Raw genomic sequence first — 11,983 nt, forward strand, 5'->3', positions numbered from 1 at the left:
GGGCAAACCCTCGTTGGGCGGGAGCGCCCTCCATGGGGTGCGGGGGCGTCCGGCGAAACCAGGAGCGGGGCGCTCGCGCGGGTCGAGTGCGGTATAGGACGCAACATCAGACGTGGCGAGGGCGGAGAGCGCCGAGATTCCGTAGAATCCCCGCGACATCTCCCCGGTCATGGTCTGGCCCTGCCGAGATAGAGCCTTGCTCGTTCAATGCCCGATATCGCGAGGACAGGTATGTCAGGTCGAAGGATGGCCTTCCATCCGCGCCCGGAACGTGGCGGCCTCCGCGCGCAGCCATTCGGTCGTGGCTTGTACGCTGGGTTTCGAGAGGCCTGCCTCGCTGGTGACGAGATGGTAGATATGGCCGTCCAGAACCGGCCCGAACGGCTGGACGAGTTGGCCCGCCGCCAGTTCCGCTTCCACGAGGGCGAGGCTCAACAGGGCGACCCCTTGGCCCGCCACCGCGGCCTGGATCGCGTGCCCTTCGTCGGAGAAGCGGATCTGGCCGGGCCGGGATGGACAGGGCAATCCCGCGCGATCGAACCAGGTTTCCCAGGTCGGGTTCAGCGGATGCTTCCTTCGCCAACGGAAATGGATGAGCGGCGCGGCTTCAGGATCGTCGCCCGTTAGGTCGTCGAAGGCGATCTTGCGGAGGAGAGGGTTGACCACAGGCGCGAAACGATCGGCGAACATCGCCTCGGCGGAGAGGCCCGGATAGGGGCCGCGCCCGTAGCGAATGGCGAGGTCCGCGCCGGCGGCATCGAGATCGATGGCGTCATCCGAGGCCAGCAGATGCAGGTCGATATCCGGATGGAGAGCCCGGAAGCCGGACACCCTCGGGACCAGCCATTTCGCCGTGAACGCGCTCGTGGCGGTGATGGTGATCTGTATCCGGCTCCGCCCTCGCGTCAGGCGGGCAATGGCGGCTTCGAAGGCATCGAACCCCTCGCGCAGGACAGGGTATAGCTGGAGACCGGCCTCGGTCAGCATCACCTGGCGGACCCGTCTCTCGAAGAGGCTCAGTCCGATATTCTCTTCGAGGCCGCGGATCTGGTGACTGATCGCGGTTGGCGTCACCGCGAGCTCGGCCGCCGCAAGCTTGAAACTCCCGTGTCGTGCCGCGGCTTCGAAAGCACGCAGAGCGCCGAGCGGCGGTAGGCGGCGTCGCAGACCAAGATGAGATCCGCTCATCCATCACCCGAGGATTTGGAGTTTGTCGCGCTCCGGATTCGAGCCCACCTCTCCGCCATCGGAGCGGCTGGGGCAAGATGGGTTCATGCCGCTTTCCCGTCCATCGAAAGCGAGACGACCATGCTGGAACGCATCATCACGCAGCCCGACAATTATGAGCCTTTCCTGCTGTCGCAGGGCATTCGGTATGGCGGCCTTCTCTTCATCTCCGGCCAGGCCGGGGCGGATGATGACGGGCGGATCGTCGACGGTGGCTTCATGGAGCAGGGCGAGCAGGCCTTCTCCAACCTCCGCAGGGTGTTGGAGGCTGGCGGATCGAGCCTGGAGGACGTGGTGAAGGTGACGATCTTCGTCACCGACATGGACCACTTCCGGGACGTCGTGGCATTGCGCCGCCGGTACTTCACCGCGCCCTATCCCGCCGACACCATCGCCGAGGTCAAGGCGCTCTACGATCCCCGGGCCATGATCGAGATCGAGGCTATCGCGGCCGTCAGCGTCGGGAGTGCTTGAGATGGATGCGCTGGCGACGATGCCGGATCCCGACGCCCTGCGCCGTCTCCTGACGCCGTCGGCCATCGGCCGGATGGCGCTTCGGAACAGAATGGCGGTCGCCCCGATGACGCGGGTCAGCGCCAGGTCGGATGGTCGTGCGACGCAGCGCATGGCGGATTACTATGCCGCCTTCGCGACCGGTGGCTTCGGCCTTGTCATCACCGAGGGCCTCTACACCGACACGGCGCATTCTCAGGGTTACCTGTTCCAGCCGGGTCTTGCCGACACCGAACAGTGCGATGCCTGGAAGCCGATTGTCGAAGGCGTGCATGGGCACGGTGCGAGGATCATCGCACAGCTGATGCATGCCGGGGCCCTCTCACAGGGGAACGCGTTCCGGACCGGGACCAGGGGACCTTCGGCGGTGAAGCCCAAGGGTCGGCAGATGATCTTCTATCGCGGAAGCGGTGAGTATCCGATCCCTGATTCCATGTCGGAACCGGACGTCAGGTCGGTCGTGATCGGCTTTGCCGAGGCGGCGGTTCGGGCACGGGATACGGGCTTCGACGGTGTCGAGATCCACGCGGCGAACGGCTACCTCCTGGACCAGTTCCTCAGCGAGGGAACCAACCTGCGCCAGGATCGCTACGGCGGCGACGTCGTCCGGCGGATGCGCCTCATCGTCGAAGTCGTGGATGCCGTCAGGAAGGCCGTGGGGCCCGATTTCGTGGTGGGCCTCCGCATCTCCCAGGGCAAGGTCAACGACCTCACGCATAAATGGAGCGGGGGCGAGGACGAGGCCGCTGCCATCTTCGGTACGCTCGGCGGCCTGGCCATCGATTATCTGCACACGACAGAGCATGAGGCGTGGCAGCCCGCCTTCGAGGCGACGGCAAGTCTGGCGGCTCTGGCCAAGCGCCACGGCCGTCGACCCGTGATTGCCAATGGTAGTCTTCATCGGCCATCGCGGGCGGCCGGTCTCATGGCTGCTGGCGAAGCGGACTTCGTGTCTCTCGGACGCGGAGCTCTCGCCAATCCGGACTGGCCGCGCCGCGTAGCGGGAGGACTTTCCCTCGATGAGTTCGACGGCGCGCTCCTGTCTCCCATCGCCGATCTCGAGAATGCCGAGGCCTATCGGCGGCGCTCCGCCGCCACCCCCGACTGAGACCGAAACGACCCTGGGCACCGGTGTCCCTCGATGGTCGGCCTATTCCCGTCGGCGCGATACCGGCTTGCTGAGATAGGCGGAGCCCGCGAGGAGGAAGCGCCACGGGGTATCCGCCCCGCGCGTGATGCCGATGCGACGGTCGGCCAGGATCTCCGGCGTCGCGTCCCGTCGCTCCAGCTCGAAGGGCGGCCGGTCGAGGGGAAGGCCGTCCTGCAGGTTCGTCACCGCCAGGGCCTGACACAGGCGGCCCGGTCCCGCGCAGAGGAGGCGGAGGGCGTCGAGCCCGCGCCGCTCGCGCATGGTCTCGATCCCCTCCTTCGGCTCGATCGCGCGGATCAGTACCGCGCTCCCCGGTTCGCAGACGAGGTTGAGGCACCAATGCATGCCGTAGGACCGATAGACATAGGCATGGCCCGGCGGCCCGAACATGCTGGCATTGCGCCGGGTCGGCCCATTGAAACTATGGGAGGCGGGGTCGCTCCGGTCATAGGCCTCGGTCTCGACGACGAGCCCGCCGATCCCGGAGACGAGGAGACGGCATCCGATCAGGTCGGAGGCCACCGCCGCCGCCGGCCTCGCATAAAAATCCGCCCCGAGGCTCACGGCTTGCCCGAGGCTCACGGTTTGGCGGAACCGCCATCCAGCACGCGGGCGATGCCGTCCGGCCCGAGTTTCAGGGCCACGCGGATCGCGCGTTCGACGAAGGCCTGGGGCGTCAAGCCGGCGAGCTTGGCCGCTCGCGACACGTCGAGGCCGAGGCCGAGATCGATCGCCACCGGCGTCGTGCGGGGGGCAGGGGCCGGCGCTTCCGCCGCCACGCCCGGAGGAGGCACCACCGCCGGGACGGCGGGGGACGGAACCGGTTCGCCGGCCGGAGCGAGACCGAGGGCCTGCCGCCGACCCTGCGCCGCCAGCCGGTCGGCGCGCTCGTTGCCGACATTGCCGGTATGGCCCCGCACCCAGGTCCACTTTACGTCGCGGGCGGCGTTGAGGGCGTCGAGCTCCTGCATCAGCTCGACGTTCTTCACCGGCCCGGTGCTGGTGCGCCAGCCCTTCGCCTTCCAGCCTCGCATCCATTCGGTCACCGACTTGATGACGTACTGGCTGTCGCAGCGCATCTCGATCGCCGACCCGGCGGGGAAATGCGACAGGGCCTTGATCGCCGCCGTCAATTCCATCCGGTTGTTGGTGGTGGCGCGGTCGCCGCCGCAGAGCTCGATCTTGCCCTCCGGTCCCTCGATCACCACGCCCCAGCCCCCCGGGCCCGGGTTCGGATCACAGCCGCCATCGGCATAGGCGACGGCGCGGGCGAGGGCGGGCTTCGTTGTCGTCATGACGCTGATCTCATGTCCGGGGCAGCGGGGCCCCTAGCACGAGGCGCAGGGTCAGGGCGATTGCGGGGGCGCACCTGCGGGCCGGATCTCGTAATGGATCGGCTTGAAAGCATTGTTGTTCGATTGCAGAGCCGAGCAGGCGGTGAGCCCGATGATGAGGTCGGTCTCGGCCTCGAAGGTCACACGGTCGCCGGCCCGGCTCAGGGGCGGCTCGACCTTTAATTCCCCGGTCTCGCCGTTCACCACGACGTTCATGAACACGTTGAAGGCCACCGGGATCCGGTCCGGCTCGATGCCATAGGGCGCGAGCGCGGCGGCGAGGTTGCCGAAACAGCCGCGGTGCGGATGCGTGTCGCCGTAAATGATGCGGAAGGTGTCCGCAGAGCAGGGGGTCAGCAGGAAATCGTGCCGCCCCACCGTATCCTCGACAATGCGCAGCAGAACGTTGGAGCGGTTCGAGTAGATCGGGTCGCCCGTCGTCAGGTAGATGCGGCTGGCGTAATCGAGGGTCCGGCCCGACGAGATCACCTCCTCGCGGTCGGCCGCGGAGTAGGCCAGAAGATCGGCGACCTGCTCGCCGTTCGGGTCGATCACGGTGAGGCGGTCGCCCTTGGCGAGCACGAAGGCGACGCCACTGCGGGGCGCGATCTCGTGGCGTCGGACCGGGGGGAGGGCGATGTCAGGCGGCATCGCGGCCATCCCGAAGAGCGGAGTCGCCGGCCCTGGTCCCAGTCTCGCGCCCCCTGAACGGGCAGACCCAATCTCCTTCGACGGCGCGGCCGCTGTATTGGCGCGCTTCCGATGTCTCGCCATGCCGCGCCAGCATCGGGTTGATCGAGCCGGCAAGGGCTTCATCGCGGGCGAGAATGGCCGAGCGCAGACCCTCGTAACGGCCCTCCGCCCGCAACTGCTCGAACTGAGCGCGGACGTTGAAGACGAGGACGGGGTGGGAAAAGCGGCGGGCCGGACGGCTCGCGCCCGGATGCATGCCGACGAGGAAGAACGCCTCCCCGCCGAAGGACAGGGAGAAATGCGGGTCGTCCGGGTCGGCCTGCACCCGCTTGTCGTAGCGCTGGCCGAGAAAGACGTCCTTGTCGGAGAGGGATTGCACACGCGCCCACAGGTGCCGCTCGAACTCCTCTTCGCTCTGGCGCTGAGACGCTTCGAAGACGACGGCGAAGCTCTGGAACAGTTTCGGGTCGGCCCGGTAGCGGCAGATGAAGGCCAGAAGCGCCGGATAGATCCGCGTATCGTCCCAGCCGGAGGCGATGTCGCGGGCCACGAGAACCTTCAGTTGCCCCTTGGCGAGAGCCGATTTCGCACCGACGCAGGGGAAAGGCTGACTCTTGATGAAGGCGTGAAATTCCTGAGCGAGCGGATGCCCGGCATCGTCGGTGGGAAACAGCATGGTGCTCCGGATCGTCTCTGGTCTGAGCTCCGCAAGCGGACCCGGAGGCCCGCGCTGCGAGGACATGGCCAACCAATCGCGGCAGGGGAGGTTCCGACTCTCGTTGAGCTAGAACGTCGCTGTCCACAGAGTTTCCGGAATCACCAACAGATGAGACCCAGGATCTCGATAAATTAGGATAATCTAGGTCGGTCTTCTTTCGTACATTGTCATGGAGATAAAGGGGGCGTTGTCATGGGACACCTTGACGCTCTCTTGCTACCGCTCCGGCCGTTTGTCGCGCGCTGCTAAATATAGGCGGAAGCCAGCTCCGGTGAATGCGACAGGGCATGGGCAAGCACCTCCAGCGATTGCGTGATCTCGGCGCGGCCGGCGAGTCCTCCAAGGCAGATCCGCACCGCTTCAGGCGCTTCTCCTGCGGCGAGGAAGGCGTCGCTCGCCACAGCGCCGATTCCGGCTGCGCGCGCCTGGCTCGCGAAGGCCGAACGGGTCCAGCCTTCGGGCAGGGACAGCCAGAGGTGGAAGCCGGCGGGGTCGGCGGTCACGCCGTGCCGCCCCAGCATCCCGGCGGCGATGCCCTGGCGAACCCGGGATTCCGAGCGGACGAAGGCCAGGATCGCCTCTGCGGTGCCGTCATTGATCCAGCGCGTCGCGAGAGCCGTGGTGATGGGGGAGGCCATCACCGTCGATGCGCGCAGGGCGGACGTCAGTTGGAGTGCCGCGCGGGCACTGGGGGCCAGCATGTAGGCGAGCCGCAGGCCGGCACCGAGGCACTTGGCGAGGCCGGCCACGTGATAGGTGATCTCCGGCGCAAGGCGGTAGAAACTCGTCACCGGAATCATCGGCACGAAACCGTAGGCGTCGTCTTCGATGATCGCCACGTTGTAGCGTCGCGCCACGGTGACGATGGCCTCGCGTCTCTCCGGCGAGATCGTGATCGTGGTCGGGTTCTGCAGGGTTGGGTTGAGGTAGAGCGCCTTCGGCGCATGACGGGTGCAGGTGGCCGCGAAGGCCGCGGCGTCGATCCCTTCGCCATCCATGGGCAGGCCGACGAGGCGCAGGTTGAGATGAGCGGCGAGCGCCCGCGCGCCGGGATAGGTCAGCGCCTCGCAGCAGATTGTGTCGCCGGGTTGCGCCACGAGGCTCATCACGGCTCCGAGCGCCGCATGAGCGCCGGGGCAGATCAGGAGTCGGTCGCGAGGCGCGTCGAGGCCGCGGCGGCGCAGCCATTCCACCGCCGCGTCCTTGTCGTCGGGCGTCCCGCCGAAACCCTGGTAGCGCAGCAGATTGGCGAGATTCTCCGAGACCGAGGCGAGGCCGCCCCTCATCCGCTCGAGCAAAGCGGGGTCGTCGGGTTCCGGCGGCAGGTTCATGGTGAAATCGACGGGGCCGTGCCGGCGCTCCGGTGCCGCCCTCGGCTGCGTGACGCGGAGCGCCGGTTCGGCGACGAAGGTCCCCTGGCCCACCCGCGCTTCAACGAGCCCCCGGCGCTGCGCCTCTACATAGCCGCGCGCCACGGTGGTGAAGTTCAGGTCCAGCCGCTCGGCGAGGACGCGCTGGGGCGGGAGACGCTCCGCGACGGCGAGACGCCCAGTCCGAATATCGTCGGCGATGGCCTCGACGATGGCGAGGTAATGCGGCTTGCCCCAGCGCCGGAGGTCGGGCGTCCATCCCTCAGGCGAGACGAGGGTAGGCAAGGTCGGCCGGACGGACTTGGCCGATCGCTGGCTGTTGGTCATCGCGAAACCGATCAATATCCATTCAATTCGGTATTGTATGGAAAGCAACCGCCATGCCGTGATATACCGTAAGGTTCTGGATCTGAATTTCCGGTCAATGCATTCAAATATATGGTGAGTATAGTTTTCATTGTGTCGAGTATGTATGCATCCAATGCTCGCTTTTTAAGCGATTGGCACGCTGGTCAGAGCCTTCGCATTCGACTGACATTGACCGCATGATTGACTGTATCCGTCAGCGCGGATTTGGCTGGATCGAACTCCACCGGTTGCTGGCATGCGGTTTGCCATCTCCTCATCAGCCGTCGCTGCTCGTGATCGCGGCGGATATCGAGATGACGGGGAGTATTTGCGATGCCAGCCGTGACCGCCGAGCACCATAAGAAGGGCGATTACTTCGTGGATTACGAAGAGAAAGTCTTCGAGGACGTGAAGGCCGAGCCGGGCCAGAAGGCCCTCGTCACCTTCCACACCGTGGCCTTCGAGGGCTCCATCGGCTTCGTGAACCTGCTCCAGGCGACGCGGTTGCTGCGCAAGGGCTTCGAGACCTCCGTCCTGCTCTACGGGCCGGGCGTGACGCTCGGCGTCCAGCGCGGCTTCCCGACGCTCGGCGACGAGGCCTTTCCCGGCCACATGAACATGAACAACCAGATCGTGAAGTTCCTCTCCGAGGGCGGTAAGGTCTATGCCTGCCGGTTCGCGCTGCAGGCGCTCTACGGCCATGGCGAGCCCTCGCTGATCGAGGGCATCCGCCCCATCGCCCCCACCGACGTCCTCGACCTGGTGCTGCTGCACAAGCGCGACAACGCCGTGGTCATCGACACCTGGACGGTCTGAGGCCGTTCTGACCCTCCCCCTCTGTGGTGGAGGCGGGAGAGGGGCGACCCCTCCAGAGATGGCGCTCCCCTCTCCCGACCCACTTCGTGGGCCACCCTCTCCCGCAGAGGGGAGAGGGAATGCTCGCGGACCATGGCGAACAGGGAACAGGCCGATGTCCGAGTCACGCATCGTGCGCGCCGCCGCCGTCCAGGTTTCCCCGGATCTGGAGCGGCCGGGCGGGACGCTGGAGAAAGTGCTCGCCGCGACAGACGAAGCGGCGGGCAGGGGCGCGCGGTTCATCGTATTCCCCGAGACCTTCGTGCCGTACTACCCGTACTTCTCCTTCATCGCCCCGCCGGCGGCGCAGGGGCCCGAACATTTGCGCCTCTACGAGGGCGCGGTGACCGTGCCGGGGCCGGTGACGCAGGCGGTCTCGGCCGCCGCGCGCCGGCATGGCGCGGTGATCGTGCTCGGCATCAACGAGCGCGACCACGGCTCGCTCTACAACGCGCAGCTCATCTTCGACGCCGATGGGACGCTGCTGCTCAAGCGCCGCAAGATCACGCCGACCTACCACGAGCGCATGATCTGGGGTCACGGGGACGGTGCCGGCCTCACCGTGGTCGAGACGGCGGTGGGCCGGGTCGGGGCGCTCGCCTGCTGGGAGCATTACAACCCGCTCGCCCGCTACGCCCTGATGGCGCAGCACGAGGAGATCCACGCGGCCCAGTTCCCGGGCTCCATGGTCGGGCAGATCTTCGCCGACCAGATGGAGGTGACGATCCGGCACCACGCCCTGGAGGCCGCCGCCTTCGTCGTCAACGCCACCGGCTGGCTCACCGAGGCGCAGATCGTCAAGATCTCTCCCGACGAGCGGATGCGCGGGGCCCTGCGCGGCGGCAATTGTACGGCCATCGTCTCGCCGGAAGGCAAGCACCTCGTCCCGCCTATGACGGAGGGCGAGGGCATCCTCGTCGCCGACATGGACATGGCGCTGGTCACCAAGCGCAAGCGGATGATGGATTCGGTCGGCCATTACGCCCGCCCCGAACTCCTCAGCCTCAACCATGACGCACGTCCCGCCCGCACGGTGGTGACCACGCCCGCATCGGACATCCCGCATCCCCGGAGCACCGACCATGAGCGACTCTCCGCTGCTGACCTCCCAGGCCGCTTCCTCGCCGGTGCCGTCCCCGGTCTATCAGGGGATGCCGACAGAGCACCTGATCAACGCCCTCCAATCCTACGGAGTCAGGTTGGCTGACACCCGCGCCGGGGTCGCCAGCCGCCGGGGCGGGGCCGGCCCTTCCGACCACAAGGCGATGACCATCGCCGGCCGCACCGTGATGGTGCCGGTCCATACCGCGGGCGCCTTCGACTCGCCCTACCTCGTGCGCCGGCCGGATGCCGACGGGTCGAGCCTCATCGAGCATGACGGCACCGTGATCGGTCGGGTGACGTTTCCGGGCAAGCCCCGGTTCTACGGGCTCCAGACCCTCGACGGGGTGCCCTATTCGAAGATCGCCGTGCTGCACGGGCGCGACGTGCTCGCCACCACGGTGCTGCAGACCTGCATCCGCTACCAGAGCCGCACCAAGACCTGCCAGTTCTGCTCCATCGGACAGTCGCTCGCGGCCGGGCGAACCGTCGCCCACAAGACGCCGCAGCAACTCGCGGAGGTCGCCCGCGCCGCCGTGCTCCTCGACGGCGTCAAGCACATGGTGATGACCACGGGCACGCCCAACGCCACCGACCGAGGGGCGGCCGTGCTCTGCGAGAGCGCATTCGCGGTGAAGGCGGCGGTGGATCTTCCGATCCAGGCCCAATGCGAGCCGCCGGACGACGACCGCTGGTTCGCCCGGCTGAAGGCGTCGGGCGTCGATGCGCTCGGCCTGCATCTCGAGGCGGTGACCCCGGAGGTCCGGGCGCGAATCATGCCCGGCAAGGCGAGCGTGTCGCTGGACCGCTATTTCGACGCTTTCGCCGCCGCCGTTCCGGTCTTCGGCAAGGGCCAGGTCTCGACCTATATCCTCGCCGGGCTCGGAGACACGACGGAAGCGATCCTCGCCATGGCCGAGCGCCTGATCGGCATGGGAGTCTACCCGTTCGTGGTGCCGTTCGTGCCGATTTCCGGCACGCCGCTGGAGGACCATCCCGCCCCCTCGCCGGATTTCATGCATTCCGTGCTCCAGCCGCTCGCAGCGATGCTGGCAGCGGCGGGGTTGCGTTCCACCGACATCAAGGCCGGGTGCGGCCGCTGCGGCGCCTGCTCGGCGCTGTCCACCTACGAGCGGTGAGGCGGGGCGATGTTCGAGCCCGTCCCCGCCTACCGGTCCAGCCATTTCCGGATCAAGTTCGCCACCGCGCCCTGGGAGCGGGACGGAACGGCCGCCCTGCGTCGCCAGGTCTTCTGCGTCGAGCAGAGGATCTTCGAGGGCGACGACCGCGATGCCGTCGACGCGGCGGCGGTCCCGATCTGCGCCCTCTCGACCCTGGGCGGCACTCCGGACGCGGTGGTCGGCACCGTGCGCATCCACGAGACTCCCGACCGGCCCGGCGAATGGTGGGGTTCGCGCCTCGCGGTGGCGCGGGATCACCGCCGGATCGGTGCCCTCGGTGCCGGACTGATCCACGTGGCGGTGGCCTCCGCCCATGCGCGCGGATGCACGCGCTTTCTCGCCCATGTGCAGAGTGCCAACGCGATCCTGTTCCAGGCTCTGCACTGGACGAGTCTCGCCGAGATCGAACTTCATGGGCGGCCGCATCACCTGATGCAGGCCGATCTCGCCCATTACCCAGCCATGGCGGACCCGGAGCACGGCCTCGTCACCCTCCTGAAACAGGCGGCGTGAGCATGGGCCAGATACAATCCCTCGCCGAGATCGCGCGACATCTCCGAGACGGGCGGGGCCTCGCCCATAAACGCGACATCGACGCGGTGATCGGGCGGCTCGGCCTGGGCGACCGTGCGCTCGCCGTGCCCCTGGGCGACGATTGCGCCGCGATTCCCGATGGCGACGGCTACCTCCTCCTCGCCATCGAAGGGTTCATGGACGGGTTCGTGGCCGCCGATCCGTATTTCGCCGGCTTCTGCGGGGTGATGGTCAATGTCAGCGACATCGCGGCCATGGGCGGACGCCCGATCGCCGTGGTCGACGCCCTGTGGAGCCGCGACCAGGCCCATGCCGACCCCATGCTCAGGGGCTTGCGGGCGGGGGCGGAGACCTTCGGCGTGCCCATCGTCGGCGGCCACAGCAACACGCGCAACGCGGGCGAGCATCTCGCCGTGGCCATCCTGGGCCGTGCGAAGACATTGCTCACCAGCTTCGACGCCCGGCCCGGCGACAGCCTCGTGGCGGCGATCGACCTGCGCGGCGCCTTTCGCGGTCCGCACCCCTATTGGGACGCGGCCAGTGCCGCACCGGCCCTTCGCCTGCGCGGCGATATCGAACTGTTGAGCGGCATCGCCGAGGACGGGCTCGCCAAGGCGGCCAAGGACATCAGCATGGCCGGCCTCGTCGGTACGGCGCTGATGCTGCTCGAATGCTCCCGCGTCGGCGCGTCGATCCGGCTGGACCGCATCCCGCGCCCCGAGGGGATCGACCTCGTTCGCTGGCTCACCGCCTTCCCGAGCTTCGGCTACCTGCTCAGCGTTCCGCCCGGGAATGTCGAGGCGGTGCTGGAGCGCTTTACGCAGCGGGGGATCGCGGCCGCCGCCATCGGCGGCATCGATGCGAGCCGTGTCGCCACCCTCGCCGACGGTGAGGACGAGGCCGTCATCTGGGATTTCGCGGCCGGTCCCCTCATCGGCTGCGGGCAAGGGGAGTGACGC

The 11,983-nt window shown here is 67.7% G+C and carries 13 protein-coding genes; 7 read left to right on the forward strand and 6 right to left on the reverse strand.

Annotated features, from left to right (window positions below):
* Window positions 1-234: 234 nt before the first annotated feature.
* Window positions 235-1,188: a LysR substrate-binding domain-containing protein gene (locus AC0IXR_RS01450; protein WP_471759486.1), complete on the reverse strand. Its 954-nt coding sequence runs from the start codon at window positions 1,186-1,188 to the stop codon at window positions 235-237.
* 120 nt (window positions 1,189-1,308) lie between these two features.
* Between AC0IXR_RS01450 and AC0IXR_RS01455 the strand changes: the two genes are divergently transcribed.
* Complete coding sequence (locus tag AC0IXR_RS01455) at window positions 1,309-1,701, forward strand: RidA family protein (protein WP_471759487.1); 393 nt, start codon at window positions 1,309-1,311, stop codon at window positions 1,699-1,701.
* 1 nt (window position 1,702) lies between these two features.
* Complete coding sequence (locus tag AC0IXR_RS01460; RefSeq protein WP_471759488.1) at window positions 1,703-2,848, forward strand: NADH:flavin oxidoreductase; 1,146 nt, start codon at window positions 1,703-1,705, stop codon at window positions 2,846-2,848.
* A gap of 42 nt (window positions 2,849-2,890) precedes the next feature.
* Here the strand turns inward: AC0IXR_RS01460 and AC0IXR_RS01465 are convergent, their stop codons facing one another.
* The 5 genes from AC0IXR_RS01465 to AC0IXR_RS01485 form a co-directional block, all read right to left on the reverse strand.
* Complete coding sequence (locus AC0IXR_RS01465; protein WP_461235683.1) at window positions 2,891-3,454, reverse strand: DNA-3-methyladenine glycosylase; 564 nt, start codon at window positions 3,452-3,454, stop codon at window positions 2,891-2,893.
* 14 nt (window positions 3,455-3,468) lie between these two features.
* Window positions 3,469-4,185, reverse strand: a complete 717-nt coding sequence (gene rnhA, locus AC0IXR_RS01470; RefSeq protein WP_461221244.1) for a ribonuclease HI — start codon at window positions 4,183-4,185, stop codon at window positions 3,469-3,471.
* A gap of 51 nt (window positions 4,186-4,236) precedes the next feature.
* Complete coding sequence (locus tag AC0IXR_RS01475) at window positions 4,237-4,884, reverse strand: DUF1989 domain-containing protein (RefSeq protein WP_471759489.1); 648 nt, start codon at window positions 4,882-4,884, stop codon at window positions 4,237-4,239.
* Window positions 4,865-5,593, reverse strand: coding sequence for a guanitoxin biosynthesis heme-dependent pre-guanitoxin N-hydroxylase GntA (gntA, locus tag AC0IXR_RS01480; RefSeq protein ID WP_056427872.1), 729 nt, complete (start codon window positions 5,591-5,593; stop codon window positions 4,865-4,867). Before gntA ends, AC0IXR_RS01475 begins: the two co-directional genes overlap by 20 nt.
* Window positions 5,594-5,880: 287 nt before the next feature.
* Window positions 5,881-7,332, reverse strand: coding sequence for an aminotransferase-like domain-containing protein (locus AC0IXR_RS01485; protein WP_471759490.1), 1,452 nt, complete (start codon window positions 7,330-7,332; stop codon window positions 5,881-5,883).
* Between the two features lie 354 nt (window positions 7,333-7,686).
* On the opposite strand from AC0IXR_RS01485, the gene AC0IXR_RS01490 reads away from it, so the two are divergent.
* The 5 genes from AC0IXR_RS01490 (at window position 7,687) to AC0IXR_RS01510 (ending at window position 11,980) form a co-directional block, all read left to right on the forward strand.
* A complete protein-coding gene (locus AC0IXR_RS01490; RefSeq protein ID WP_056427869.1) occupies window positions 7,687-8,169 on the forward strand; it encodes an MSMEG_0572/Sll0783 family nitrogen starvation response protein in 483 nt (160 codons plus the stop codon).
* A gap of 154 nt (window positions 8,170-8,323) precedes the next feature.
* The gene (locus AC0IXR_RS01495; protein WP_471759491.1) at window positions 8,324-9,415 is read left to right on the forward strand and encodes a Nit6803 family nitrilase; all 1,092 of its coding nucleotides are present in this window, start codon (window positions 8,324-8,326) and stop codon (window positions 9,413-9,415) included.
* Window positions 9,360-10,448 carry an MSMEG_0568 family radical SAM protein gene (locus tag AC0IXR_RS01500; RefSeq protein ID WP_471760215.1) on the forward strand — a complete coding sequence of 363 codons (1,089 nt, stop codon included), beginning with the start codon at window positions 9,360-9,362 and terminating at the stop codon, window positions 10,446-10,448. Before AC0IXR_RS01495 ends, AC0IXR_RS01500 begins: the two co-directional genes overlap by 56 nt.
* A gap of 9 nt (window positions 10,449-10,457) precedes the next feature.
* Entirely contained in the window at window positions 10,458-11,003 is a 546-nt protein-coding gene (locus AC0IXR_RS01505; RefSeq protein ID WP_471759492.1) for an MSMEG_0567/Sll0786 family nitrogen starvation N-acetyltransferase, read from the forward strand.
* A 2-nt stretch (window positions 11,004-11,005) separates the two neighbouring features.
* Window positions 11,006-11,980 carry a sll0787 family AIR synthase-like protein gene (locus AC0IXR_RS01510; RefSeq protein ID WP_419952947.1) on the forward strand — a complete coding sequence of 325 codons (975 nt, stop codon included), beginning with the start codon at window positions 11,006-11,008 and terminating at the stop codon, window positions 11,978-11,980.
* The last annotated feature ends 3 nt before the right edge of the window (window positions 11,981-11,983 follow it).

It is taken from the genome of Methylobacterium sp. AC832 (genome assembly GCF_979256025.1).